This window comes from Paenisporosarcina cavernae (assembly GCF_003595195.1).
Classification (GTDB): domain Bacteria; phylum Bacillota; class Bacilli; order Bacillales_A; family Planococcaceae; genus Paenisporosarcina; species Paenisporosarcina cavernae.
Genome location: NZ_CP032418.1, coordinates 114,091 through 141,050, shown reverse-complemented (window position 1 = coordinate 141,050; position 26,960 = coordinate 114,091). Strand labels below are relative to the sequence as shown.

The 26,960-nt window shown below is 43.5% G+C and carries 28 protein-coding genes and 1 other annotated feature; of the genes, 11 read left to right on the top strand and 17 right to left on the bottom strand.

Going from position 1 to position 26,960, the window contains the following annotated elements; all coding sequences use genetic code 11:
- The first annotated feature begins 15 nt into the window (after nucleotides 1-15).
- Nucleotides 16-216 carry a hypothetical protein gene (locus D3873_RS00740; protein ID WP_119882212.1) on the top strand — a complete coding sequence of 67 codons (201 nt, stop codon included), beginning with the start codon at nucleotides 16-18 and terminating at the stop codon, nucleotides 214-216.
- Between the two features lie 109 nt (nucleotides 217-325).
- Here D3873_RS00740 and D3873_RS00735 read toward each other — a convergent pair whose 3' ends face one another.
- From D3873_RS00735 to D3873_RS00725, 3 genes are all read right to left on the bottom strand, one after another.
- The gene (locus tag D3873_RS00735; protein WP_119882211.1) at nucleotides 326-1,033 is read right to left on the bottom strand and encodes a DNA alkylation repair protein; all 708 of its coding nucleotides are present in this window, start codon (nucleotides 1,031-1,033) and stop codon (nucleotides 326-328) included.
- Between the two features lie 161 nt (nucleotides 1,034-1,194).
- Nucleotides 1,195-2,979 (bottom strand): adenylate/guanylate cyclase domain-containing protein, encoded by a 1,785-nt coding sequence (locus D3873_RS00730; protein ID WP_119882210.1) that lies wholly within the window; start codon nucleotides 2,977-2,979, stop codon nucleotides 1,195-1,197.
- A gap of 13 nt (nucleotides 2,980-2,992) precedes the next feature.
- Entirely contained in the window at nucleotides 2,993-4,078 is a 1,086-nt protein-coding gene (locus tag D3873_RS00725) for an HD domain-containing phosphohydrolase (protein ID WP_238473801.1), read from the bottom strand.
- Between the two features lie 153 nt (nucleotides 4,079-4,231).
- On the opposite strand from D3873_RS00725, the gene D3873_RS00720 reads away from it, so the two are divergent.
- Nucleotides 4,232-4,576: a DUF3307 domain-containing protein gene (locus D3873_RS00720; RefSeq protein ID WP_119882208.1), complete on the top strand. Its 345-nt coding sequence runs from the start codon at nucleotides 4,232-4,234 to the stop codon at nucleotides 4,574-4,576.
- A 227-nt stretch (nucleotides 4,577-4,803) separates the two neighbouring features.
- Here the strand turns inward: D3873_RS00720 and katG are convergent, their stop codons facing one another.
- From katG to D3873_RS00705, 3 genes are all read right to left on the bottom strand, one after another.
- Nucleotides 4,804-7,035, bottom strand: coding sequence for a catalase/peroxidase HPI (gene katG / locus D3873_RS00715; protein ID WP_119882207.1), 2,232 nt, complete (start codon nucleotides 7,033-7,035; stop codon nucleotides 4,804-4,806).
- A 284-nt stretch (nucleotides 7,036-7,319) separates the two neighbouring features.
- Entirely contained in the window at nucleotides 7,320-8,732 is a 1,413-nt protein-coding gene (locus D3873_RS00710) for a tetratricopeptide repeat-containing diguanylate cyclase (RefSeq protein ID WP_119882206.1), read from the bottom strand.
- 39 nt (nucleotides 8,733-8,771) lie between these two features.
- Nucleotides 8,772-9,218 carry a GNAT family N-acetyltransferase gene (locus tag D3873_RS00705; RefSeq protein ID WP_119882205.1) on the bottom strand — a complete coding sequence of 149 codons (447 nt, stop codon included), beginning with the start codon at nucleotides 9,216-9,218 and terminating at the stop codon, nucleotides 8,772-8,774.
- Nucleotides 9,219-9,456: 238 nt separating this feature from the next.
- On the opposite strand from D3873_RS00705, the gene D3873_RS00700 reads away from it, so the two are divergent.
- Entirely contained in the window at nucleotides 9,457-9,990 is a 534-nt protein-coding gene (locus D3873_RS00700; protein ID WP_119882204.1) for a hypothetical protein, read from the top strand.
- A gap of 58 nt (nucleotides 9,991-10,048) precedes the next feature.
- Nucleotides 10,049-10,705 (top strand): hypothetical protein, encoded by a 657-nt coding sequence (locus D3873_RS00695; RefSeq protein ID WP_119882203.1) that lies wholly within the window; start codon nucleotides 10,049-10,051, stop codon nucleotides 10,703-10,705.
- A 397-nt stretch (nucleotides 10,706-11,102) separates the two neighbouring features.
- Here D3873_RS00695 and hisC read toward each other — a convergent pair whose 3' ends face one another.
- From hisC to D3873_RS00640, 11 genes are all read right to left on the bottom strand, one after another.
- Nucleotides 11,103-12,251: a histidinol-phosphate transaminase gene (gene hisC / locus D3873_RS00690; protein WP_119882202.1), complete on the bottom strand. Its 1,149-nt coding sequence runs from the start codon at nucleotides 12,249-12,251 to the stop codon at nucleotides 11,103-11,105.
- A 21-nt stretch (nucleotides 12,252-12,272) separates the two neighbouring features.
- Nucleotides 12,273-12,923 (bottom strand): bifunctional phosphoribosyl-AMP cyclohydrolase/phosphoribosyl-ATP diphosphatase HisIE, encoded by a 651-nt coding sequence (gene hisIE / locus D3873_RS00685; RefSeq protein WP_119882201.1) that lies wholly within the window; start codon nucleotides 12,921-12,923, stop codon nucleotides 12,273-12,275.
- A complete protein-coding gene (gene hisF / locus D3873_RS00680) occupies nucleotides 12,920-13,678 on the bottom strand; it encodes an imidazole glycerol phosphate synthase subunit HisF (protein WP_119882200.1) in 759 nt (252 codons plus the stop codon). Before hisF ends, hisIE begins: the two co-directional genes overlap by 4 nt.
- 1 nt (nucleotide 13,679) lies before the next feature.
- Entirely contained in the window at nucleotides 13,680-14,411 is a 732-nt protein-coding gene (gene hisA, locus D3873_RS00675; RefSeq protein ID WP_238473800.1) for a 1-(5-phosphoribosyl)-5-[(5-phosphoribosylamino)methylideneamino]imidazole-4-carboxamide isomerase, read from the bottom strand.
- A gap of 1 nt (nucleotide 14,412) precedes the next feature.
- A complete protein-coding gene (gene hisH, locus D3873_RS00670; protein WP_119882198.1) occupies nucleotides 14,413-15,045 on the bottom strand; it encodes an imidazole glycerol phosphate synthase subunit HisH in 633 nt (210 codons plus the stop codon).
- Nucleotides 15,046-15,633, bottom strand: a complete 588-nt coding sequence (hisB, locus tag D3873_RS00665) for an imidazoleglycerol-phosphate dehydratase HisB (protein WP_119882197.1) — start codon at nucleotides 15,631-15,633, stop codon at nucleotides 15,046-15,048.
- A complete protein-coding gene (hisD, locus tag D3873_RS00660; RefSeq protein WP_119882196.1) occupies nucleotides 15,630-16,901 on the bottom strand; it encodes a histidinol dehydrogenase in 1,272 nt (423 codons plus the stop codon). Before hisD ends, hisB begins: the two co-directional genes overlap by 4 nt.
- A gap of 45 nt (nucleotides 16,902-16,946) precedes the next feature.
- Complete coding sequence (gene hisG / locus D3873_RS00655) at nucleotides 16,947-17,579, bottom strand: ATP phosphoribosyltransferase (protein ID WP_420798997.1); 633 nt, start codon at nucleotides 17,577-17,579, stop codon at nucleotides 16,947-16,949.
- A 25-nt stretch (nucleotides 17,580-17,604) separates the two neighbouring features.
- Nucleotides 17,605-18,780, bottom strand: a complete 1,176-nt coding sequence (locus tag D3873_RS00650) for an ATP phosphoribosyltransferase regulatory subunit (RefSeq protein WP_119882194.1) — start codon at nucleotides 18,778-18,780, stop codon at nucleotides 17,605-17,607.
- A 290-nt stretch (nucleotides 18,781-19,070) separates the two neighbouring features.
- Complete coding sequence (gene hisJ, locus D3873_RS00645) at nucleotides 19,071-19,862, bottom strand: histidinol-phosphatase HisJ (RefSeq protein WP_119882193.1); 792 nt, start codon at nucleotides 19,860-19,862, stop codon at nucleotides 19,071-19,073.
- Between the two features lie 14 nt (nucleotides 19,863-19,876).
- Nucleotides 19,877-20,698 (bottom strand): alpha/beta fold hydrolase, encoded by an 822-nt coding sequence (locus D3873_RS00640; RefSeq protein ID WP_119882192.1) that lies wholly within the window; start codon nucleotides 20,696-20,698, stop codon nucleotides 19,877-19,879.
- 145 nt (nucleotides 20,699-20,843) lie between these two features.
- Here D3873_RS00640 and D3873_RS00635 point away from each other — a divergent pair, with 145 nt between their 5' ends.
- The 7 genes from D3873_RS00635 to trpA all read left to right on the top strand — a co-directional run bounded on the left by D3873_RS00635 (nucleotide 20,844) and on the right by trpA (nucleotide 26,960).
- Nucleotides 20,844-21,059: a hypothetical protein gene (locus tag D3873_RS00635; RefSeq protein WP_119884437.1), complete on the top strand. Its 216-nt coding sequence runs from the start codon at nucleotides 20,844-20,846 to the stop codon at nucleotides 21,057-21,059.
- A gap of 345 nt (nucleotides 21,060-21,404) precedes the next feature.
- Entirely contained in the window at nucleotides 21,405-21,986 is a 582-nt protein-coding gene (locus D3873_RS00630; RefSeq protein WP_238473799.1) for a DUF4396 domain-containing protein, read from the top strand.
- Nucleotides 21,987-22,250: 264 nt separating this feature from the next.
- Nucleotides 22,251-22,460: a binding site (T-box leader), on the top strand.
- 71 nt (nucleotides 22,461-22,531) lie between these two features.
- Nucleotides 22,532-23,563: an anthranilate phosphoribosyltransferase gene (trpD, locus tag D3873_RS00625; protein ID WP_119882190.1), complete on the top strand. Its 1,032-nt coding sequence runs from the start codon at nucleotides 22,532-22,534 to the stop codon at nucleotides 23,561-23,563.
- On the top strand, nucleotides 23,560-24,351 hold the full coding sequence (trpC, locus tag D3873_RS00620; RefSeq protein WP_119882189.1) for an indole-3-glycerol phosphate synthase TrpC: 792 nt from the start codon (nucleotides 23,560-23,562) through the stop codon (nucleotides 24,349-24,351). The genes trpD and trpC overlap by 4 nt, the downstream gene beginning before the upstream one ends.
- Nucleotides 24,348-24,962, top strand: coding sequence for a phosphoribosylanthranilate isomerase (locus D3873_RS00615; RefSeq protein ID WP_119882188.1), 615 nt, complete (start codon nucleotides 24,348-24,350; stop codon nucleotides 24,960-24,962). Before trpC ends, D3873_RS00615 begins: the two co-directional genes overlap by 4 nt.
- A gap of 2 nt (nucleotides 24,963-24,964) precedes the next feature.
- Nucleotides 24,965-26,173: a tryptophan synthase subunit beta gene (trpB, locus tag D3873_RS00610; RefSeq protein WP_119882187.1), complete on the top strand. Its 1,209-nt coding sequence runs from the start codon at nucleotides 24,965-24,967 to the stop codon at nucleotides 26,171-26,173.
- On the top strand, nucleotides 26,166-26,960 hold the full coding sequence (trpA, locus tag D3873_RS00605) for a tryptophan synthase subunit alpha (protein WP_119882186.1): 795 nt from the start codon (nucleotides 26,166-26,168) through the stop codon (nucleotides 26,958-26,960). Before trpB ends, trpA begins: the two co-directional genes overlap by 8 nt.

Genomic DNA, 26,960 nt, shown 5'->3' with positions numbered 1-26,960 from the left:
AAAAGGAGCTTTTATATGGCAGAAAAAACGAAACCGTTTAATGATGCGATCGATCATTTGGCAAAGATTGAAGGATCTGTTGGAAATGTAACGCCGGAAACCATTAGCAAGTTGCCAACACCTGTGAAAGTGGTCGCGTATGTGTTGTTCGGCTTATTTGCTCTTGGTGTTGTTTTCACGTTTAGTTACGTGTTGATTTCCAAATGGATTCACTAGATATGTTTATATTCGTTATTTAAAGAGTGAATTTGCTTTACCTATCCTTCGTTACGAAATGAGGGCATGATTTTTTCGCTTGTTCAAAACTTAGTCTATTTTTTACTTTTTAGCACCGGACGTATCTTCGTTTAAATCCAATTCTTCCTTTTTCTATTGCTTTATCAATCGTTTCAAGTGGACGTAACTCTGCGTTCGGTTTGTTTTCGCGCGTCATTACAACGACTCCTACTTCTTTTGCTACTTCCATTGCTTTTTCATGAAGTGGTTTAAAGGACACACCAACTGTGGAGATGAAATTACTCATCGCTGACTGTGTTCTCGGAGGTGCAGTATGAATGGACGACGACGCTTGATCCAGCAGTTCCGCTATCGTTTCTTCTGAAAATGTGTCATCTTTTCGATTTCCAAGCATCCAACAATAACAACTCCAACCAGCGGACATTTTCAATTCTTCGCCTGAAGCAATCCATTTTTTGGAGACCGCTTCTCCTAACGGTGATTCTGATAATGTAACGGCAACGATGTAATCCGAAATCATGAAAAAATAAGCATCGTTTATCCAACGATCGAAGTCCTCTTCTGTCATTGCTTTGGGATCTGCTATAACACCAGCAAAATACATTGCGTCGTAATTGCCCGTTGCGTAAAGTTCTTCTGCGAGGGACTGATTTTTTCCAATGATTTTTTTCATCGGTTTCATCGCGCCTGTCGCAACACCAAATAGTGGCTCTTTTGCCCCGTTGCCTACATATATTTTCTTCGTTCGTTCCGTGCCCAGCTTTTCAAGCTCTGCCATTACTTCGTCGACTGTCATCGTCATCCTCCTGTTCCTATCTCGTGTTTTTCTTCATTTTACACTATTTAGAAATGAAACAAGGTCTTCTTCGTTTGCGCTGATAAACGTTTCGTTGTACTAATTTTTTGCGCTTCTCGGTACTTTTCCGACAAAAAAAGAAGTGACGAATGCCACTTCTTCTAAATGTTAACGCGCACAAGCTCTAAGGCTTCGCTCATGCCTTTTACTTGCTGCGAAAATTGTTCTATTCTCACGCCATTTACCAGCTCAAGCTTATCTCTCACATCTTCATATGTGTCGGCAGTCATGACGATATCATTCCCGCTACTCAGTTGTTCGACGCGAGATGCGATATTAACGGTACGACCAAAGTAGTCGAGAATGTCATTGGCATTGACTGCAATGACCGGTCCAGAATGGAAACCGATTTTAATCGCAATCGGTTCTGAAACGAGTTGTTGCAACTTCTCCATTGACTGATGGATCGCTATACTCGCTCGAAGTGCGTCGTGCTCGTCGGTGAAAACAGCCATAACGGAATCGCCAATTGTTTTAACGATTGCCCCGCGATTGACGCTAATGTGTTCTTTTAAATAGCTGAAATGTTGACGCACGTCCGAGTATGCGAGGGCGTCGCCTATTTTTTCATATAGAGCAGTTGATGATTTTAAATCAGTGAAGAGAACCGTCATATTCCCCACTTGAATTTCTTGATCGGCAGCTAATACTTCCGTGGCAAATAAATCCCGGTACAGTTGCATCGCGGTGACGTCTCTTGCTGTAAGTGCGTCTTGATCCCAGACGAGCTCTTCGACGACGAAGACAATTTCCTGATTCGTCGTGTTCGAAATAGTGAGCGTGTCTGTTGGGAGCACGTGATGTTGAGCGAAGCCATTTTCTCCGTATGTGAGGCGAGATGTTTCATTGCCAAAAGCATCCACTTGCACAGCATGATTGTGCTGAAGGACACGGTAGCGGTGGCTCGATTGCCAGTTCCCTAGCGGCACTTGTTGCTCTGTTCCTGCGGGAATTCGGTGTTGCGCTAGGATGTGCGGCGAGTTCATCGGACCATTTAGGCAGTAAAGTTCGCCTGCTGCTTGTCGAATCGCCGGGTGGACGTCAAATTGCATTTGAATAGAACGATCAAAATCGGTGTCGAAATCCAGTCCACATAAGTCGCAGTGGACGGTGTTTTGCACGTCTTTTAACGCGGTGACTTGCGTTTTAGGAACGCGACAATTAGGACACATCATGCTCCACTTTTGCTGTAGCACACCTGCTTTTGTCGCCAGCAAAAAGAAGTCGACCGTTTCCGTCGGATCGAACCCATACGTTTTCGCAAATTTTAACGGTTGCATGTTGAGAACATCTTCATCGTTTGCGTTTGTAATATGGTGAAGTAGCGTATCGGCGTGCGCTCGTTTCACAGGATATGCGCGGAATTTCTTTTCGCGAGTATGAAAGACTTCTGCATTGTACGAAAGGCTTTCTTTCGCTTGAGGACGAAGTTTTTTGGAATGAAATGCCTCAGCAACTGCTTCTGCATAGGGGAAAAATCCAAGAAGCTGCGGAATAATCACTTTTTGTAACGCGATTTTTCCGAGCGCATTTTTATACGTGAAATGGCCATTTACTCGAATGGACGTGGAGGTGGCGTTCACTGGAAAGAGGGAAACTTTCCAAACCGCACGATCAACAGGGCTTTTATCGTAAATTCGTTCAATTTCAAACCACTGATTTTTGACCCACGTGAAGGCATGCTCCCGCCATTTGACCGGAATAAAGCCAAGTGCTTTTGCGGTCGCTTGGCGATGGAGCGATTGGTCCGTTTGAAAGTCCGAAAATGTCACAGGGAATAATCCCGCGACATGGTTAAAATGATTGGAGTCAGTCAATAAATCCCAAGCACTCGACAGCGGGAGGTGAATTGTTTGTTCTTGTTCGAGTTCGATTATGTTTGTCATCAGGACTCTCCTACTAATCCGCGTATGTTTTTCGAATGATCGCGAACTTCTCAAAATTGGTTAAAAATAACGTGGTCAACACTGGGTCGAATTGATGCCCACCTTGTTCAGTGAAATACGCGATAATGTCGTCATCTGGCCATGCAGTTTTGTACACACGAACGGAGCTAAGCGCATCGAAGACATCTGCAATCGCCGTAATGCGACCAAACATATGAATTTCTTTTCCTTTTAGCTGATTCGGATACCCATTTCCGTCCCAACGTTCATGGTGTTGATGGGCAATAATAGCGGCGGTTTTTAATAATTCACGTTCGGAGTGACGAAATACTTCGTACCCAATGCTCGCATGTTCTTTCATCGTCGCAAATTCTTCCGGTGTGAGTTTACCAGGCTTCAGTAAAATCGCATCAGGCGTGGCGACTTTCCCAATGTCGTGCATGGGAGAAACAATCCGGAGCAATTCACTTTCTCTTTCTGGAATACCAGCGAGTTTGGCGAGCTCATAGGAATACATCGCCACACGACGAACATGGTTGCTTGTCTCTTTTGAACGACTCTCTCCTATTTGACCGAGCACTTCAATCATTTCCGCTTGCGTTTTTAATAACTCATTTTGGAGTAGCTTCGCTTCAATTGCTTTTCCAGCATATGTTGCAGCTAGTGTGATTAAATGGACGTCTTCTTCCGTAAAAGGTGTGCCTTCCGGACGTTTATTAATGGCTTGGAAAGCACCGAAATAAGCGCCTTCTGTATTTTGAAACGGAACGGTTAAAATGGTCCGGGTGTGATAACCAGTTTGACGGTCCACTTCTTGGTTGAAGCGTGGGTCGTTATACGCGTCTTCGATGACAATCGTTTTCCCACTTTGAATGGCCTTGCCAATAAATCCGCTCCTTGCTGGCACGCGGATCTCATCTACTTCTTGCGCAACAAGCGTCCAATTTTCATCCGTTTTAGCATCATACAACCAGACGGTGCATCTATCTGCTTGTGCGAGTTCTTTACCAAGTTGTGCTAATTCTACTAAGACGACATCTAAATCGCTCTCGCCGGAGATAATGGCAATCGAGTGAAATATTTTTGCTAATTTATCCATGTTCATTATCCCTTCGATGCACGAAATTTGTACTGTTATTCTAGCATGTATGTGCTACATTTAATATAGAATCTTCTCATAAATTAACGAAATTTTGCTCATTGTAATGAAATTTTCACACATCGCTTATTTATAAATGGAAAGAGGTGCACGATGACACCATTTGCATACTTATTTATCGGTCATTTAATCGGAGATTTTCTCCTCCAAACGTCTTGGATGGCAAAAAATAAAGCAACGCATTGGGGCGCATTAGTCGTCCATTGTTCGGTGTATACATTAGCGGTGGTCCTAGTCGGTATTTGGGGAAGTATCGATTGGAGCTTCATAGCCATCGGATTGCTATTTCTCTCTCACATGCTCCTCGATCGACGAACATTTAACATGTGGTGGAATCGGGTGGTGATGCAAAACACGACTGAAAAATGGCTATTTGTCGTGACAGATCAAGTTTTTCACCTTATCGTCCTTGCAGTACTTCTTCATTATTTCCTCTAAAAAAATCTTACAAGTGTGACGGCTTGTAAGATTTTTTCTATTGGAGCATTTATTTTTCTAGCGTGAAAAGAAGGCGACGAAATTCATTACCTAGGTGATGGGTAAAATGAAGACGGACGGTTGCGCTGATAGCGCATGATTTCTACTATTTTTTTGCGATACATATTAATATTTAACGCTAAAAATCCTGGCCCGCGTAATTGCGAACCAGGATTTTTGTGTAGTACTTATTTTTGTAAATCAAAACGATCTGCATTCATGACTTTGTTCCACGCTTTGACGAAATCACGGATGAATTTCTCGCGGTTATCGTCTTGTGCGTATACTTCTGCCACTGCACGCAAGATAGAATTGGAACCAAATACTAGATCAAAGCGCGATGCTGTACGAACGACTTCGCCTGATTGACGGTTGCGTCCTTCGTATTTGTTAAATCCAGCTGGTGTCCATTCAATATTCATGTCGAGCAAGTTTACGAAGAAATCATTCGTTAGTTGCCCTTCACGATTCGTGAATACGCCATCTTTTGATCCTTTGTAATTTGCACCTAATACGCGCAAACCTCCGATTAGGGCAGTCATTTCCGGAGCTGTTAAGCCTAAAAGATTTGCTCTATCTAAGAGCATTTCTTCTGGACTCGTTGCATACTCTTGTTTTTGGTAATTACGGAAGCCATCTGATACTGGTTCTAATACGTCGAAGCTTTCTGCATCTGTCATTTCTTCTAGTGCATCGCCTCGACCTTGTGTAAATGGAACAGTAACGTCAAAGCCTGCCGCTTTAATGGATTGTTCAATTGCCAAGTTTCCACCTAGCACGATTAAATCAGCGATGGAAATTTTGTTTCCAGTTGCTGCTTGAATTTTTTCATATTCTGCTAGAACGTGCGCTAATTCTTCCGGTTCGTTTGCTTCCCAGTTCTTTTGCGGTGCAAAACGGATACGAGCACCATTTGCGCCACCGCGTTTATCTGAATCACGATACGTGCTTGCAGATGCCCAAGCCGTTTTTATTAGCTGAGACGTTGTTAATCCACTTGCTACAATTTTTCCTTTCACTTCTTCTAACTCATCAAACGACAATGTGTAGTCGGGTTTTGGCACTGGATCTTGCCAGATTAACTCTTCTTCTGGCACTTCAGGTCCCCAGTAGCGATCTTTTGGACCCATGTCGCGGTGAAGAAGCTTAAACCAAGCACGCGCAAAAGCATCTTCAAATGCTGCGTGATCTTCATAGAAACGACGAGAAATTTTTTCGTAATCTGGATCTACTTTCAGCGCCATATCTGCAGTTGACATCATTGTTGGAACTTTTTTGTTCGCATCTTCTGCGTCTGGAGCTTTGTCTTCTTCTTTTAAGTTCTTGGCAATCCATTGGTACGCACCAGCTGGACTCTTTGTTAGTTCCCAATCATATTCAAACAATTGTACCCAGTAGCCATTGTCCCACTGCGTAGGATTCGCTGTCCAAGCACCTTCAAGGCCACTTGAAATCGTGTCGCGACCTTTTCCTGAACCATACGTACTCTTCCAACCAATTCCTTGGTTTTCCATTGTTGCAGCTTCTGGATCGTCTCCAACATTAGAAGGATCTCCAGCGCCGTGTGTTTTACCGAACGTGTGACCACCTGCAATTAATGCAACCGTTTCTTCGTCGTTCATTCCCATACGGGCGAATGTCTCACGAATATCTTGTGCAGATGCAAGCGGATCTGGTTTACCGTTTGGTCCTTCTGGATTGACGTAAATAAGACCCATTTGAACTGCTGCTAGTGGTGACTCTAGTTCACGATCTCCAGAGTAACGGTTGTCTGCTAACCACTCTTTTTCATTTCCCCAATAAACATCCTCTTCTGGCGCCCAAACATCTTCTCGACCAGCGGCAAAACCGAATGTTTTGAAGCCCATCGATTCTAATGCGACGTTCCCTGTTAATACTAGAAGATCCGCCCACGAAATTTTGTTGCCATATTTTTGTTTAATCGGCCAAAGTAGTCGACGCGCTTTATCAAGATTCACATTATCCGGCCAGCTATTAAGTGGTGCGAAACGTTGGTTACCCGTGTTACCGCCTCCGCGACCATCAAATGTGCGGTATGTACCCGCTGCATGCCATGACATACGGATGAATAACCCGCCGTAATGACCATAATCGGCTGGCCACCAGTCTTGGCTATTTGTCATTAAATCGCGTAAATCTTGTTTTAATGCATTGTAATCTAATTTTTCAAATTCAGCTTTGTAATCAAACTCTTCCCCAAATGGGTTCGATTTTCGATCGTGCTGGTGCAACATGTTGACATTCAACATATTTGGCCACCAGTCTTTGTTTTGCGTCTTCCCTGGTTTGTTCGATGTTGTAATTGCGCTATCTTTATGACCACCAGTTACCGGGCACTGTGAATCCCCCGCTGCTGTGTGTCTTTTTTCGTCGTTCGGATCATGTACATTGTTTTCCATTGTCAAATTCCTCCCTATTTGATAATCAAACTATTCTTACAAAAGAACTTATTACCGTAATGACAAGGATTCTAAATAGAAATAGTCATTCTTACTTTAGAATTATACTAAACTAGAAATGATTTGCAAAGCAAAAGGATGGGGAAAATGGCTGGCAATGTGCGGAGAATGACGAGTGTTTCGTTCTGCTTATGATATCGATTATAACGCTGACTTCAGTAGAAGAAAATGAATAACCCTCCTATCTTACCGAATTTTCGGAAAATAGGAGGGAGGTATGCTGATTAGACCAGTGAGGTAACACAAATTTGATTTTTACCATTCTTTTTCGCTTCGTACAGTGCGAGATCTGCTTGGTGAAACAGCTCTTGAAACGAGCGTTCTGATAAATTGTTGGAATCGGAAATCCCGATACTGATTTCGACGGTGACAATCTTCCCGTCTTTAATTACTTGTAAATTCTTCACTTGTTTTTCCATCTCGGTCGCAGTTCCCATTCCCTGTTCACTTGCAGACCCTGAAACAATCACGACAAATTCATCGCCACCATATCTTCCAAATAGCGCTTGATCTGTCAGACAAGAATTAATGGCGTCACTCACCATTTGAATGACGGTATCCCCGTACACATGTCCAAAAGCATCGTTAATCGCTTTAAAGTTGTCGATATCGAACGCCAGACAAGAAAGTACTTCATTCCCCGTAACCGCTTGAAGTCGCTGATCCACCGTTTTTTCTAAGTATTGACGATTGTAAATACCCGTTAAAAAGTCGATTGTCGCGTTTTTTTCCATCCCTGCAATCCGGTGTTTTACCTCCAGTTTTTGCGCAGCCAGCGCTAGTTCTCGCGACGAAATTTCGTTTAGCAACTCAATATATTCTTTTTGAATGAAATAGCCTTGTTCTGTGTCGCCGATCAAATCGCACAAGTTACAGCGCGCTTCTTGAATCGTTTTCAGTAAATGGACGTCGTGATAGCTTTCGGCGATTTCTTTCGCGTTCGTGTAAGCTTCCATTGCTTCTACATAGTTCCCCATTTTGGATTGCCACAGGCCAAGTAAGTCGTAACACTGCGCTTTCTCTCGTGGGAATGAAGACAAATACTCGGCACGAATCATTTCGTCGATACGTTTCTTTGCCTCTTCTAGATTGCCTAATCCAATTTGTGCTTTCGACCAATTTAACTGTACGCGAAGCGATAGTACAGGACTTTTCGGGGTATGTAATGTAGCCGCTGCAAGTCCTTTTTCGGCGCAATGAAGTGCTTCGTCAAAATTCGTTTCTTCCATATACAGATGACTCAGATTGCTATAGCCGTTACTCACTATATTGAATTTCTCCAGTTTTGTTCCAATGGCGATCGACTTTTCTAACGTCTTCTTCGCATTTGAATAATCTTTCGTAAACTCATATAGCAAAAACAAAATGTTATAGAGATTGAGCCAATCTGCCTCATCCCCATCTTGCTGGCAAACTTCGTCATACGCTTCGATGGAATGAAAAGCCTCTTCAATGGCTCCAAGACAATAATAGGAAGCTGCTGTATTAATGTGCGCAGTCAGTATCGATTTACGATCGTGATAGGTGATGCCTTTATCGAGTAAATCATAGGCACTTTCAATCGTTTCTAAGTATTTGCCCTCTGATCGAAGAAGAGTTACATGTGATTGCAATGCGATTAAATCTTTGTTCTCCATAGTTTGCTCCTTACTTTGTCCCTATGTATTGCGAGGAGATTAACTAGATGCAAGCGTCAACTTCATGACGACTTCGTTTCCTTCCATCTCGCCTGTTTCTTCAAATCCGAGTTTTTGATACAAATGCTTCGCACCTGCATTTTCTTTCACATAATTTATTTGAACGCGATCGAATTTGTTTTCGTTTTTCAACAACTCGATTGCCGCTACTAACGCTTGCTTTCCGTATCCTTTGCCTTGAAATTCCGTGCCAATCATCAAGCGCCAAATTTCTACTTCTCGCGCTTCTTTTAAATAGTCAAACATGATAAATCCGACTATCGTCTCTTCATTTACAATCGCAAACGGTCTTGCCTTGTCATAAAACACCCATGCCTGCGCGAGGGAAATCGCATTGGAAGCAACGAAATCTGACTGAGAGTCATCTGTTGTGAGTGCAAGGACTGCACGATAATTCGATTCATCTACTTTTTTTAACGTGACCATTATTCTATCTCTCCTTTACATAGCGTGTACCGAGCGTGCTGTCATTGTTCGTATCCACTTCTAATTTTCTCATTAAATTTGTCGCGTTGGAAGAATAGATTCATGATATAAATGGAAATATTGGGTTGCTGGTTGGACGTTTGAAATTAATTTTTCATTTCCCTTTAATAATTTCCAAAAATATGTAACTTTTTTAAACTTATTGCGTTCTTATAAGAAAGAATAAGGGGGAAGTGACATGAAAAAAGGAATCGGAATTTTCCTTGGAATAACGTTACTACTTGGTTTAGTAGGCTGTAACGAAAAAGTAGAAAATACGAAACAAGAAGATTTGTCGATGTATCCTATTGGCGTTCAAGAAGGAATTGTTTCGCCTGAATTATACGATGAGTCGTGGGGGCTTTTTGAAGATCATACATATATGGACATTAGTGATCAACTCGTGGAAATTTATAAAATGGAGACGCCTTTTACGGACGATTCGAAGAGAGTAGAGAGTTTCACCGAACAAATCGATCAGTATGAGACATTGATGACCGGAATTCAAATTGACACCTATGGTGGAGAGAAAGATGATGAACTTGCATCAACACTTCGTTATGGGGTGAAGATTGCGGAGGAAGAAATAATCGCGTTACGCGCGTATTTAAACGATCCCACTGAGGCAAATTTAAGTAATGCAAATGCTTTTGCGAATGAATCGAAGGCATTTAACCGGGAGTTGTCCTCTTTCTTCACAAAAAATAAGTTGTTTCCGGAATATATGGAATAAGTGATCAAGTCGTTTTACGGTGTTCGTTTAGGGAAAAAATAAAGAAGAGGTGAGTAGGATGAAAAATCTTTTCATTGTTTTATCAACCGTCATCATGTCAGTCGTTCTCGTGGGTTGCCAGGAGGATGATTCTACCGCAACAGATACAGATACGAATGTGAATCAAGATCAAGCAGAAGTCGAATCTCCACCACTGCCGACAGAAGATGATGCGTCGAATGTGGACTCTGGAGAACAGGCAGAAAATGATAGCTCGTCAGCAGACACTGGAGAACAAGCGACGTCCAATCCACTAAAAGAAACGACATACGCGACCGAGCAAGAAGCCATCGACGCGATGGGTGAAATACAATCATTTGACGAAACAAATCTGGATCTTGGTCACGGCATAAAAGCGTGGGAAGAAGGCGCAGCCGGACACGACTACATCACGTGGAAAGAAGGCAATTGGACGATACAAATTGATTATCCAAATGACCCAGAATATGCGCTTCCTGGCTATGAAAAAGGGCAAGATGTAGCGAAAGCGATGGTGGACTACTTAGAAAAGAACTATTTGCCTGCTCCTGACAAAGTAGGAGTCATTCGCGTAACGGGATTTAATCAACATCCTGAAACAAGTATTCAGTGGCAAGTAGGAAAGACCTTAAAACAACTCTATGTAAAAACGGACGATCCGCTTGAAGCATTAGAAATCGCTGTAAATAGCAACTAACAGATTGCACGCTGAAGAACGTTTTACGCGGCAAAACGCACTGATCCTTATTGATGATGTGCGTTTTCGTCTGCGAAAACGTTCTTTTTGATTGGAAGAAAATGGCTGTTTGCACGTTTTTCACGTTTGTTGACAGGATATTTCCCAAACTTGCATGTTTGAAGGTCAAAGTTGCACGTTTTCACCTGAAACTTGCACGATTTTCGCGCTAATCGACAGGTCTCCCGAGTAAGAACGTTTTGCGAGTCAAAACGCACCAATTCTTTTTGAAGATGTGCGTTTTCGTCTGCGAAAACGTTCTCTTTTATTGGAAGAAAATGGCTGTTTGCACGTTTTTAACGTTTATTGACAGGATATTTCCCAAACTTGCATGTTTGGAGGTCAAAGTTGCACGTTTTCACCTGAAACTTGCACGATTTTCGCGCTGATCGACAGGTCTCACTTCCTCTAAACACTCTCCCAGCGCTTTTATAAAGCGTAAGTTCTCTTCTGGCGTTCCGATGGTGACTCGTAAGTGCGTCAGCAAATTCCAGACTGAGCCATTTCGCACGATGATCCCTTTTCGTAGTAGCTTTTCATACACGTCAGTCGCATCGACACCAACATTTACGAACACAAAATTAGCCATGCTTTCGGTGTAGCTTAAACCGAGTTGCTCGAATGCCTGGTACAACTCTTTCCGTCCTTCCACTACCAATTGCTTCGAAGCGTTTAAATGCTCCTCGTCTTCAAGGGCAGCAACTGCGGCAGCTTGGGCGAGGGAGTTGACATTGAATGGTTCGCGAACTTTATGAAGGTACTGAATGATTTCGTTTGATGCGATTCCAAATCCTACGCGTAGTCCAGCTAATCCGTATACTTTGGAGAATGTCTGGATGACGATCACTGGTTGTTTATTCCCAATCAAATCGATTCCGTCTGTAAAATCATTCGCGTCTGCATATTGCGCGTATGCTCCGTCTAACACGACAAGGACATTTGTTGGTAAATCCTCTAAAAAGGTCTCGAGAGCTTCGCGTGTAATGTACGTTCCTGTTGGGTTGTTTGGGGAGCATAAGTAAATGAGTTTTGTCTTTTCTGTTATCGCTTTTTTCACCGCGGTTAAATCGTATTCAAACGTTTCTGTGAGGGGCACTTTCACAACCGTTGCTCCCATTAAGTTTGCGCCGAAATCGTATTCGCTAAAGGAAGGGGTCGGCACGATGACTTCATCACCACTCGTTAAAAACGTCTCCGAGATTAACTTAATGATTTCATCTGCGCCATTTCCAATAATGATGTTGTCCCGTTCCACGTCATACACCGAGCTTATTGCATCGCGAAGAAGCGACGTATGGGCATCTGGATAGCGGTGAATGGAGGCGACATACTGCGCGATGGCATCTTTTGCCGCAGGGGAAGCTCCAAGCGCGTTTTCATTAGAAGAAAGCTTGATCACTTCCTCTATTCCGTATTCCTTTTGCAACTCCCAAATCGGTTTTCCTGGAGAGTAGCTTTGCATCGTCGCGAGTTCTTTTCGTACAGACGTTTCGATTCGATTTTCCATCGTTCCAACTTCCTTCCCATGTCACGCCGATTCGTTGTGTCGTTGCGCCAGCACCGCTAGCACTTCTTCAAACGGCACTTGTTGTTCTTGTAATAAAACAAGCACGTGGTACAGTAAATCGGCCGTTTCCCACTTTACCTCTTCTTTGTCGCGGTTTTTTGCCGCAATGATGACTTCGGACGCTTCTTCTCCCACTTTTTTCAAGATTTTATCGACGCCTTTTTCAAATAAATACGTCGTATATGCTCCTTCTGGACGTTCGATTTCACGTTGTCGGATCACTTCTTGAAGTGTGGTTAAAATCTGTTCGTGCGTCTCTGGTGGATCATTCGAGGTTTCATTTCCATCGTTTTCACGCAACAAACTGCGTGAGAAACAACTTCTTGCTCCCGTGTGGCAAGCAGGTCCTGCGGGTTTCACGAGAACGACAAGCGCGTCCGCATCGCAATCGACGACGATGTCGACAATCGTTTGCGTGTTGCCACTAGTTGCACCTTTGTGCCACAGTTCCTTTCTCGAGCGGCTATAAAACCACGTTTCGTTCGTTTGAAGTGTTTTTTCTAACGATTCTTTGTTCATGTAAGCAACTGTCAGCACTTCCTTCGTTGCGGCATCTTGTACAACGGCAGGTAGTAGCCCATTCACGTCAAACGTTAAGTCCTCTATGTTCACCTGACATTCACTCCTTTTTCTCGCAAATACGCTTTTACTTGCGCAACAGACGTTTCTTGGTAATGAAATATTGATGCTGCAAGTGCTGCATCGGCTGATCCTTTCACAAATGCTTCTCGAAAATGTTCTGCGTTACCAGCCCCACCGGAGGCAATGACTGGCACATTTACTGCTTCACTTACCGCTTTTGTCAGCTCCAGCTGAAAGCCGCTTTTTTCGCCATCTTGGTCCATACTCGTGAGCAAGATTTCTCCTGCCCCGCGTCGAACAGCTTCTTTTACCCAGTCTAAGACGAGCCACTCAGTGGGAGTTCGTCCACCGTGTGTGTACACCCGAAACGCTTTTGCCTCTAAATCATACTTCGCATCAATCGCCACAACGATGCACTGGGAGCCAAAAAAATCTGCACCTTGTTGAATGAGCGCTGGATTTTTTACCGCTGCCGAATTCAAGGATACTTTGTCTGCGCCAGCTCGTAATACTTGCTTCATATCTTTTAGCGAATTAATACCTCCACCAACTGTAAACGGAATCGCAAGTTCTGACGCCACTCGTTCGACTACATCGATGAGCGTCTTTCTTTCTTCGTGTGTCGCGGAAATATCTAAAAATACCAGCTCGTCCGCTCCTTGTGCGTCATACACTTTTGCTAGTTCAACTGGATCTCCTGCATCTTTCAGCTTCACAAATTGAACGCCTTTGACGACGCGTCCATCTTTTACGTCTAGACAGGGAATAATTCGTTTTGTCAGCATGTTATGACTGCACCTCACTTAATGCCTGGGCTAACGTAAATTTCTCCTCGTATAACGCTTTTCCGACAATTACGCCAACCACTCCATCTTCTTGCCGCTTTTGTAAGGAGTGTAAATCATGCAGACCACTTACTCCTCCAGATGCAATGACATTTTTTCCTGTCGCATGGGCAAGTTCTACTACCGCTTGCTCATTAGGTCCAGAAAGCATCCCGTCCGTTGCGATATCCGTAAAAATGAACGTTTCCGTTCCTGCTTCTGCAAATTCTTTTGCCACGTCAATCGCCTTCACACTAGAGGTCGTTACCCAACCATGTGTCGCTACGAACCCATCTTTTGCATCTAATCCAATGGCTAATTGGTTGCCGTATTTCCGCAGCATTTCTTTTGCAAATACAGGATTTTCGATGGCCACACTCCCTAAAATGACTCGAGCGATTCCTTGATCTAAGTAATGCACGATGTCTTGTTCCGTGCGAATCCCTCCACCAATTTGAATGTTGGCTTGTAAGTCGTTTGCCGCTTGTATGACAAATCCATCATTCACTCGTTTGCCATCTCGCGCACCATCTAAGTCGACCATATGAATCCACGTTGCCCCGTTATTTGCAAATTGCATTGCCATATCAAACGGGCTATCGCCGTATATTGTTTCCTTTGCGTAATCCCCTTGAAGGAGTCTGACACATTTTCCGTTCCGCATGTCGATTGCGGGATACAGTTGAAAACTCAAGTTACACTCCTCCTTTTTCAACGAAGTTGGTAAAGTTTGTGAGTAGCTGCATGCCAACATCCCCACTTTTTTCTGGATGGAATTGCATCCCCCACACATTGTCTCGACCGACAATGGCAGGCACTACGTCTTCATACGTACAACTTGCTAATACAACATCAGGCATATCTGTCTCGACATAATAGGAATGAACGAAGTACACATAGTCTTCGGAAATCCCATCGAAAATGGGTGACTTGTGACGAAACGAGAGCTTGTTCCACCCCATATGTGGAACTTTGAAGAATTCGCCATTTTTTGTCTTTCCAGAAAACTTCTTCACATGACCAGGTAAAAGGTTCAATCCTTCCGTTTGACCATTTTCTTCACTGCTTTCAAACAATAACTGCATCCCGAGGCATATCCCAAGTAGTGGCTTGCCACTTGCGACATATGCATGAACGGTCTCGGTTAGCCCTGTTTTATTCAACAAAGACATCGCATCTTTAAAGGACCCCACACCTGGTAATATAAGTCCGTCCATTTCTTGCAGGACGCGTTGATCGTCCGTTACAACGTACTTTACGCCAATTCGCTCTAACGCTTTAGCCACGCTGAACAAATTCCCCATTCCATAGTCGATAATTCCAATCACTTATAACATTCCTTTCGTCGACGGCACTCCTTTAACTCGCGGATCAATTGTCGTCGCCTCATCTAGTGCTCTCGCCAATGCCTTAAACATCGCCTCTATAATATGGTGCGTATTCGAACCATAAGACACGTTAATATGCAGATTCATGCGGGCTTCGATCGCTAATTTGCTCATAAATTCGTGCACCAATTCCGTATCGAAGTTGCCGACTTTTGGAGAAGGAATCGTCGCATTTTGTACGTAATACGGTCGGTTACTTAAGTCAATTGTGACGTGTGCAAGGGTTTCATCCATTGGTACGAATGCGTTGCCGTAGCGTTTAATCCCACGCTTATCGCCGAGCGCGTCTTTTAGCGCTTGGCCTAAACAAATCGCAATGTCTTCCGTTGTATGGTGATCGTCAATCTCCGTGTCGCCAGTTGCCTGAACGGATAAGTCAAATTGTCCGTGTTTTGCAAACAAATCCAACATGTGATTTAAAAAAGGAACGCCTGTTTCAAGTTTCGATGTACCCGAGCCGTCGACGTTTAACGTCAGCTCAATTTGCGTCTCATTTGTGATTCGTTTAATCGTTCCTTCTCTACTCATTTGTTCGCCCCTCTTTCTTCTATCGCTCGTGCATGTGCTTCTAACCCTTCCAGTCGTGCAAATGCTGCGATTTTCTTCGCATTTTTCTCAAACGCTTGTTGGGAATAAAAAATGACACTCGATTTCTTTTGAAAGTCCTCTACACTTAGCGGGCTAGAAAATCGCGCAGTACCATTTGTCGGCAAGACATGGTTCGTGCCTGCAAAGTAATCACCTACTGGCTCTGCACTAAACCGACCTAAGAAAATAGCACCTGCATGTTTTATTTTCCCGAGAAGGTCGAATGGATTGGCTGTCATGATTTCTAGATGCTCCGGTGCAAGTTGGTTTACAACTTCAATTGCTTGTTCCATCGAACCTGCGATATAAATCGCCCCGTACGTCGCAATGGACTGCGCCGCAATTTCTTTGCGTGGGAGCAATTCTAACTGGCGCGTTACTTCGTCAGCGACTGCATTTGCGAGTGATTCTGATGTCGTCACTAAAATGCTCACTGCACGCTCGTCGTGCTCTGCTTGAGATAGTAAGTCGGCTGCAACTTCGTTGGCGTTTGCAGAATCGTCTGCGAGCACCGTAATTTCACTAGGACCAGCAATCATGTCAATTGCAACATCTCCGAACACTTCTCGTTTTGCTAAGGCGACGAAAATATTTCCTGGTCCAACGATTTTATCCACGCGTTTGACTGATTCAGTACCATACGCAAGTGCGGCAATTGCTTGTGCGCCACCCATTTTATAGATTTCCGTAATTCCTGCTTCATTCGCCGCAACAAGCACTGCAGGAGGAATCATGCCATTCTTATCTGGTGGAGAGACCATTACAATTCGCTCCACACCCGCAACGGAAGCTGGCACTGCATTCATTAACACAGAAGATGGGTACGCAGCTGTTCCACCAGGAACATACAAGCCAACGGAATCAAGTGCGGTTACTTTTTGCCCTAAAATCGTGCCATTCTCGTTTGTCGTCATCCACGATGCTTTCAGTTGATGCTCGTGATAGTCACGAATGTTATCTCTTGCTTCTTGTATAATTGCAATCATTTCCGTGTCTATTTGTGTGTACGCTACGTTGATTTCTTCTTGCGACACAGCAAATTGCTCTAAGTGAATCCCATCAAACGCTTCCGTATACTTTCGGACCGCTTCGTCCCCTTGCGTTTTTACGTCCTCGATGATCGATTGGACAATGGCTCGTTGCTCTTCTGTGCCAGAATCTACCGAGCGAGAAAGCGATATTTCTTCGTTGATACGTTGGATTTTCACAGCGCTACCCCTTTCTCTATATGTAGACATATTTAATGGGTTTTTTCACGAAAGCTTCCCAATTCCCGTTTCCGCTTTGGAAAGAGTTTGGCTTAAACGCTCCACTAATTCTTGAATACGATCATCATACATCCGGTAACTGACCGGATTGACGATTAAGCGCGATGTAATGTCTTGAATACGTTCATATTCCACGAGACCATTTTCTTTCAGCGTTCTGCCGCTAGAAACAATATCGACAATTCGATCTGCCAATCCAATGAGTGGTGCGAGTTCAATAGAGCCATTCAATTTTATGATTTCGACTTGTTCGCCTTGTTCTCGGAAATACGCTGCGGCAATACCTGGATATTTTGTCGCAATTTTTGGTGCGACAGCGGACATTTCGGTATTTGGCAATCCGGCAACGGCTAAGTAGCAGTCGCTAATCATCAAATCGAGCAACTCATACACGTCACGTTCTTCCTCGAGTAGTACATCTTTCCCTGCAATTCCAATATCCGCCACACCATATTCCACATAGGTCGCAACGTCCATCGGTTTAGCGAGAATAAATCGGAAATTTTCTTCTTCTACCTCTAAAATAAGCTTTCTGGAATCGTCAAACTCCGGAGGAAGGGAGTAGCCTGCTGCGCGAAGCAACTGAACTGCTTCGTCAAAAATCCGCCCTTTTGGCATGGCAATCGTTAACGTTTTTGTCACGTTATTTTCTCCCTCCTGACTTTCCCACTAGCACCACAATTTCATCATATTGTGCCGTGAAAGCATCCATTTCTTTCACACCTTGAATGTCTTGCAAAATGACAGAATGTCCCTCGCTCCGCTTTTCATTCGCCAAAGAAATCGCGGCAGCTCGTTGTTCTTCGCTAAATAACACACAAATTGGCGACGTCGTATTGGCAAGTGTGCCCGCTGCTTCTACTAAAGAGTCCAAACGAAGCGCAAAGCCTGTTGCTTCTGTTGGATTTCCAAATTTCTTTAAAAGAGTATCGTATCTTCCGCCATTTCCAATCGGAAATCCCACGCGATCGGTGTAGACTTCAAACAAAATACCGGAATAATAACTCATGTGGCTCACGAGCGATAAATCGAATTTAATCACATCTTGGACGCCGTAATCAACGAGCGTTTCCCACAATTTACGAAGCTGCTCGAGTGCATTATTGCCTTCATTTTGTTCCATAATAGCAGTTGCATCCTCCATCAACTGCGTGGTTCCTCTTAGCTGCAAAAAGTCATACAAGCGTTGTTTATCAATCGATGATAAAGTAAGACTCGCGACATGCTCTCGGTATCCGACGTAATTTTTCTCTAGCAAAAACGTCGTTGCCTTCTCGACACGTTCCGTCGTGCCTAGTATTTGATAGAAAACAGCGTGTAAAAATCCCATGTGGCCAATCGACACTTGAAAATCGTGAATCCCCGCATCTTTAAGCGCGGTTACCATTAACGCGATTACTTCCGCGTCGGCACTTACCGACTCATCTCCAATGAGTTCCACGCCGATTTGTTCGAACTCCGCTAATCTGCCGCCTTCTTTTTGTTGTGCACGAAATACATTCGTCGAATACGCCAAACGTTGCGGATGATCGCTGCGCATTTTCGACGCGGACAATCTCGCAATCGGTGTCGTCATATCGGGACGTAACACGAGCGTATGTCCTTGATGATCGAGAAGCTTAAACAATTGATGATCCGAAATCGCTGACGCCGAACCTACCGTTTCAAAATATTCAACCGTTGGGGTTTCGATAAACTGATAGCCCCACCGTGTAATTTCACGTTGCAATACCGAACGCACGTTATTTTTGGCGTCCACCATTTTTGGCAATGTATCGCGAAACCCGACCGGTTTCTCGAACATAAATAAGTCACTCATGTAACGCCTCGTCCTTTCTAAACTTCTGTTTTTCACTTTAGTTCACTAGAGTGGTAGAGTGTTAAAATCATAATTAGAAGTGTACCGTGGAAAGCCTTCTTCGTCAACTAGAAAACACTCTTTGAAAGAACGTTTGCAACTGACTATCATCATGTGTACCTCGTAATGTGCGTTTATAGACGTCTTTTCGAGATACTTTTTAGGATATTCACAGTAAAAATCCTGCCTCTCTTTTCGGTGGATTGAAAAAAGACCTGTCCTAGGACAAGTCTTTCACTGTTAATCGTATTTTATAAATCAATCGACTCTACACCGAAATGCATGGCACTTACTTGGTGCGCATCTGAACCGTAAACGAGCGGAATACCCAATCGTTTTGCTTCTTTTATAACCCATAGCGGTGGATACGTTTCCCGGCATAATGGTTTCAGTAAGCCAGCTCCGTTGTAATCGAGTTCATAGCCTTTTGCTTGAACAAGCGCAAGAAGATCGAGCAGTTCGTGTTCAAATGACCGAGAAGGCGCAAATTTTTGTTGAAATTTGTGTACAAGTGTTATGTGTCCGATACGCTTAGGCTTAAAATTTCCTACGTCTGCTTCGATCGATTTCTTCACAGTAGCAAAATATCGTGCATACACAGAATCGACAGAGCCGTATTTCGAGACAAGTTCACCGAACACATCCGGACTATAATCGATACAGTCGTAGGACTCGGCATTCCGGAGAAAGTGAACGGACAGAATCGCGTCATCTAAACGAGGACCGATTTCATTCAACAACATCGTCGTTTCCTTCTCGAAACCTTCGATAAAATCGACTTCTAAACCAACATTCACTTTAATGCGTTCCGCGAATTCTGCTTTTAACGCTTCTACCTCCGATACGTAAAATTCGAGGTCGGAGTGATCCATCGCGCTATCTTGCTTCGGCACGGGGTCAACAAAACCTTCTGGAAGCGGTGCGTGTTCTGTAAATGTAATTTCGTGGTAGCCAAGAGCGAGTGCTCGTTCTACATACTGTCGCATGGGATCGTTCGTTCCGTGCGGACAATAATGCGTGTGAACGTGACCATCTCGTATCATCTAGCATCTTCTCCTTACTTTCGTGAGGTTTCCTTTTGCAAAAATGTCTTGATCGTTTGAAGCACAAACGTTGGTGCTTCTAAGTTAGCAAGATGTGCAGCGTTAGGCACCATTATTTTCGCCGCATTAGGCGCCTCCTCGCAAATGAAGTCGGCGATTTCCTGAAAATCAGGTACATCTAGTTCCCCGATTAAGACAAGTACCTGAAGCGACAATTTTCCTAACTTGTTTACGTGGTCTTCCGCTCGAATGAGATCAATCCTTGTTGGTTCTTCTTTTAAAAATGCCGTCATTTGCATCTCTAGAATGAGTTTCTGAAGATTTTCGGAAACCTCCTGCTTCTCACGACCACGAACAATCCAAGTTTCATAATTAAGAAGAGCCGCTTCTTCCAATCGACCTTCTTCTAGCAATTGATCTTCTTTTGCACCGTAATTTTGTAAAAACTCGGAGTGTTCCCACCCACTTAATGCAGGAGAAATTAGCACGAGACTTTTACATCGTGCGGAATGTTCCAAACAAAAATCAATCGCAAGTTTTCCTCCGTAAGATGCCGCGATTATGTGCACCTTTTCCATTTGAAGAAAATCCAGTACTTCCTGAAAGACTTTCGTGAACGAGAAAGCTCCACGTAAAAAGTCACTATCTCCAAATCCTGGGATGTCGATGCGAGCGACTCGATAGTTTTTCGTCAGTTCTTCAAATTCAGCATCCCACATGCGAGAATCTGCAATGCCAGCATGAATCATGAACACATTCTCGCCAGCACCTTTCACTTCGTAATATACTGTAGCTCCCGTCGCCTTGAATGTTCCTTTTTCCAAAATTATTGCCAAATTACATCCCCCTTGGTTTCCATAAAAATCCCTTTTTTCCTTATTGCGTTATGGTAAGCTTAGTGTAGCAGAATTTCCATACACCCGCTTTTTGGGCAATGAAAGGATGAATAACGTGAACAAATATGGACTACTTTCCGTTTCAATGATCATCATTAGTGTAGTCATCTTTTTCATGACAAAAGGACCAGATGCTAGTTTAACCTTCATCATTAGTGCTTTCAGTATTCTTTCCATACTCGGAATTATATTCGCTATCCTTTCGAAACAATGGTTTTCCATCACAATAGGAGTCTTAGGAAACGGAATTATTCTCGTATTTGCAGGCTTCCTTTTATTAGCAAAAGGCATTGGTGGTTAAAGTCCTTTTAATGCCTTTTTCTGTTCGTACTTTTCAGTTGGTGATTCTGAAAACTACACCTATACCAAGTAGGATTAAATTTATGGTCAATCCATTACAAAATGATCTCTTCAGTTGCTATTCGATTTAATGTACTGTTCATTCTTTTTCTACATTTGAAATAGCATGATCGTTATTTCGCAACCTCCATCTTCTCAATGAATAAACGATTACCTCTTTTCTTAATGAGTATTTATATATAAGTACCCCGACGAATAGAAAGGATGATCTGATGTTAACAACTGTTTCATCAATTTTTTAGGTATTGGGATTTTATCGTCTATTCTCATCATGGCGGATGTCATCATGCATTCTCAGAAAATGGCGATAATGAATGTGGTGTGGCCGATTAACGGCTGGTTTTTTGGACCGTTTGCTCTTTGGACTTATTTCAAATGGGGACGAGTGAAAGCAAAAAATATATCCATTGATGATCACCGAAGTCATGCAGCAAAAGTATTTGTATCGACCAGCCATTGTTCTGCCGGTTGTACAGTCGGTGATGTTATCGGTGTGCCAATAGTCGTGATGAGTGGTTTAACAATTGTTGGCTCTACGTTGTTTGCTCATTATACGGTTGAGTTTGTCTTAGCTTATGTATTTGGTATCCTTTTTCAATTTTTTTCGATTTATCCGATGAATAAACAAAAGGGGAAAACCCATGCTTTATGGCAAGCTGTGAAAGCTGATTCTTTCTCTCTATTTGCATTTGAAATCGGAATGTTTGGGTGGATGGCCATTGTACATTATGTATTATTCCCTAACCCATTAGATCCAACTGAACCTACCTATTGGTTTATGATGCAAATTGCCATGATATTAGGCTTTTTAACGAGTTATCCTGCCAATCAGTGGCTAATTAAAAAGGGTGTTAAACATGCCATGTAATATAGTTAGATTCCATTCTTCTGTACCTAGCTATTGAATTGATTTTTTGCTTATATTCGTCATTAGCTTTGAAAGAATTCCAGTTGGTATTTAACTCAAGCGTAAAAACTGAGGAGTTCTTACATACAACGCCAGCTATCTAAAGAGCTTGACAGATATTCCACACGGTTATAAGATGGAAACAACTTTTTTGTTCGGGATTATGGCAGAAGGTGTCGGGAGCGACATCGCCTGAAGAACAGATGAGCAGAGTTTAGACGAGCAGAGAAATCGACGACAAAGAGTAGTAGCGTAAGGTCATTCTTATAGAGAGTCAGCGGTTGGTGGAAGCTGATAGATGGCGTGACGTGAATGGACTTTGGAGAGTTTCCCAGAATAGAGTATGGGAAAACGGCTGATCCCCGTTATCGATCATCAAGTGAAAGCGATAAACGCTTTTAAATGAGGTGGCACCGCGGTATTTCCGTCCTCTGCAGATGAACAATTTGTTCATTTGCAGGGGACTTTTTTGCGTTTTGCGGTGTCCGAGCAGAGGAGAGTTGAAGATGAGAGAGTTTATAGAAAAAGTGACTTGCGGTATGTCGTTAACTGAATTCGATATGCGACAAGCAGCGGAACAACTAGTTTTCCCTACCACCCCAAAAGAAGACATCGCCGAATTTCTCGTTGCGTTAACCAAAAAAGGGGAAACCGTCGACGAAATTACCACGTTAGTTCGTGTACTGAAGGAAAATGCGGTGCAAATTCCCCTCGAGTCGAAGACGATATTTGATACGTGCGGTACAGGTGGAGATGGTGCCAATACGTTTAATGTCAGTACAACCGTTTCATTCGTTTTAGCTGGTACTGGGTTGAAAGTGGCGAAGCACGGTAACCGGAAAATTTCTGGATCCACTGGAAGTGCAGATGTTTTGGAAGCACTCGGTATTGCACTCGATTTTCATCCAAAAGAAATCAACCACTTGATCAAAGAAGCGAATATCGCTTTTTTGTTCGCACCCCATGTACATCCCATGTTAAAACGTGTGCAAGAAGTACGAAAATCACTCGGTAAAGCCAGTATTTTTAACTTAATCGGACCATTAACGAATCCCATCAACCTTTCGTCGCAATTAATCGGTGTTTACGACAAACGCCGTTTAACACAATTAGCAAAAGTAGCTCATCAGTTAGGGAGAAATCGCGCGGTACTCGTAACAGGTCCAGACGGTTTAGACGAAGCCTCGCTTGCAGGAACGAATCATCTCGTTCTCATGGAAAACGGCAAGACGATGTCGTTCACCCTTCACCCGGAAGAGGTTGGTTTACCAGTCACGCCTCTTGACGCAATTCGCGGTGGAGATGCCAACGAAAATGCCGCCATTTTACGAAGCGTGTTGCAAGGCGAACCCTCCCCTTATTACGATACGGTGTTATTAAACGCAGGCATCGCTTTGTTCGCAGCGGGAGTAAGCACCACTATTTCAGAAGGAATTCATCAAGCGAGAAAAAGTATTCAATCCGGAAATGCATTGCAGTCGTTACAGCAAGTGATTACTTACAGTAACCATCGGCAACTTTTGGAGGTAAAAGGATGAACATTTTAGAACGTATTTTAGCGGTGAAACAACAAGAAATCCGAACGTACGAATCGCCTATATATGCGGAGCTCCCATTGAAAGTAGGCATAAAGAAACCGTCTTTATACCAACAATTACTCAAGGCGAAAGAGCTTCAGATTATTGCGGAAATAAAACGCGCTTCTCCGTCAAAGGGAGCCATAAACGAACATATCGATCCGCTCCAGCAAGCACAGTCTTACGAAGCGGCTGGAGCTTCCGCGATTTCTGTTTTAACAGATGAACAGTTTTTTCACGGTTCGATTGAAGACCTACGATTAGTTGCGTCTAACGTTTCCATTCCTGTTCTGTGCAAAGACTTTATCATCCATACGTCGCAAATTGATCGCGCTTATTTAGCCGGAGCTTCCGTTATTTTACTAATTGTCGCCGCACTTGACGATGAAACATTTCGAGACTTACATGCCTATGCCGTTTCTCTAGGACTAGAAGTACTTGTAGAAGTGCATTCCACGCAAGAGTTAACCCGGGCACTCGCACTATCAGCCCAATTAATCGGCATCAATAATCGAGACTTAACCACGTTTCAAGTTGATTTACAGACGACGGAAGACATAGCAGGTCACGTTCCTTTGCCCTCTGATGTTGTCTTCATTAGCGAGAGCGGTATCCGATCTACAGCAGATGCGACACGTGTTGCATCCGCTGGTGTGAAAGCCCTTTTAGTTGGCGAAACGTTAATGACAACTGCAAATGTCAAGCAAACGGTACGATCCTTACAAGTACCAATAGGTACCGAACAATGACCATGGTAAAAATTTGCGGACTCAAAGAAGCAGAGCACGTCCGTGCAGCGGTAGAAGCTGGAGCCGATGCAATTGGGTTTGTTTTTGCGAATAGTTCACGTCAAATTACCCTTTCGCAAGCAAAAAATTTAATCGCAGAAATTCCTTCCCATATTTTAGTGATCGGTGTTTTTGTGAATGAAGATTTACATACCATTGAGGAGTATGCAAATGAAATACCACTGGACTATGCGCAGTTGCACGGTGATGAATCAATCGAATTTGTGGAATCGCTTCGTGTTCCCGTCATTAAAGCGTTCTCGATTTCTTCGCAAGAAGATGTGCAACGAGCATTGAACTACCCGTCGGACTTCTATTTGTTCGACACTCCTGGAACGACGTATCGTGGTGGGTCAGGAAAGGCTTTTGATTGGAACATCTTAGCGAATGAATCAATTCCAAAAGAAAAAGTGATTTTAGCTGGCGGATTACACGCAGACAATGTGCGAGAAGCCGTCCAAAAAATCCAACCATATATGGTCGATGTATCGAGCGGAGTAGAGACGAGTAAACGAAAGGACACAACGAAAATTCATGCGTTTGTTCAAGCAGTACTAGATAAGGAGAGATGAGAATGGTGAAGTTATACAATCAACCAGATGAAAAAGGACATTTCGGTAACTATGGTGGCCGTTTTATTCCCGAAACACTGATGCAAGCAGTCATTGAGCTAGAAGCTGCATATGAAGATGCCATAAAAGACGACGCGTTTAAGAAGGAACTGTCGTACTATTTGCGGGATTACATCGGACGAGAAAATCCATTGTATTATGCAGAACGACTAACGCGCAAAATGGGTGGAGCGAAAATCTACTTGAAACGAGAAGATTTAAATCACACTGGTGCACATAAGATCAATAACACCATTGGCCAAGCGCTACTCGCTGTTCGAATGGGGAAACGGAAAATTGTCGCCGAAACAGGAGCAGGTCAACACGGTGTTGCGACAGCAACTGTTTGCGCTTTGCTCGACTTAGAATGTGTGGTCTTCATGGGGAAAGAAGATATTGAACGCCAACAATTGAATGTGTTTCGAATGGAGTTACTCGGAGCCAAAGTAATTAGCGTGGATCAAGGAAGTGGGACGTTAAAGGACGCGGTCAATGAAGCACTGCGTTATTGGGTATCCCATGTAGAAGACACCCACTACATTATCGGTTCCGTTCTAGGACCTCATCCTTTCCCGAAAATGGTGCGGGACTTTCAGCGAATTATAGGAGACGAAACCCGGAGACAAATACAAGAAAAAGAAGGACGTTTACCTGATGCGATTGTCGCCTGCATCGGTGGAGGCAGCAATGCAATGGGAATGTTCTTTCCATTTATTGAAGATGAAGACGTAAAATTGGTTGGCGTGGAAGCAGCGGGTAAAGGGGTCCACACAGATAAACATGCTGCAACTCTGACAAAAGGTTCAGTCGGCGTATTACACGGAGCGATGATGCATTTACTGCAAGATGAAGCAGGTCAAATACAAGAAGCACATTCCATATCTGCTGGGTTAGATTATCCTGGGATTGGTCCGGAGCACAGTTACTTACAAGAAATTAACCGTGTTACCTATACCTCTGTGACAGACAAAGAAGCACTAGATGGCGTGCAACTACTTGCTCAAACAGAAGGGATCATTCCTGCTTTAGAATCTGCCCATGCTATTATTCACGCAGCGGAAATGGCAAAAGAAATGCCATCCGATCAACTTGTGGTCGTTTGTTTATCTGGTAGAGGAGATAAAGATGTGGTGACAGTGCGAGATGCACTAGGAGGTGGAAGCCATGACTAAACACGTGTTACAACGAGCAATTGAAAGCCAAGTAGAAAATGGGAATCGGGCATTCGTTCCGTATATGATGGCTGGAGACAGAGGACTCGATCGCTTAAAAGAAGAACTTCTTTTATTCCAAAAAGCTGGTGCAACTGCCGTCGAACTAGGAATACCTTTCTCAGACCCAGTGGCAGATGGTCCAACGATTCAAGCAGCCGGAAAAAGAGCGCTTGAAAACGGCATCACATTAAAGCATGTTTTACAGGAAGTACGAAAAATTCGCGCCGACGTTCAAATCCCACTCGTCATCATGACCTATCTCAATCCGGTCCTTCAATACGGACTTCGTGAATTTGCACAAGATTGCCATGAGTCTGGCATTAGTGGAGTCATCGTTCCTGATTTACCTTTAGAAGAATCCGACTTCCTGCACGACGAACTACGAGTCTTTTCGATTGCACTTATCCAATTAGTCACACTAACGAGTCCAGTAGATCGTATGGAACGAATTGCCAAAGCATCGGAAGGTTTCTTATACGCCGTGACTGTTACGGGCATCACAGGTGCGAAAGAAACGTTCCACGAAAATTTGGCGGATCATGTCGCAATGCTAAAGAAAGTCAGCCCTGTTCCAGTCCTCACTGGGTTTGGCATCTCTACACCAGCGCAAGTTCGGGAACTAAGTCACTATGCAGACGGCGTAATTGTCGGAAGTAAAATCATTGAAGCACTGCAAGAAAATGATGAGCAAACGATTACGGAGTTGATAGATGCTGTAAAAGGGCGAGTTGAAATGAAAGGATGA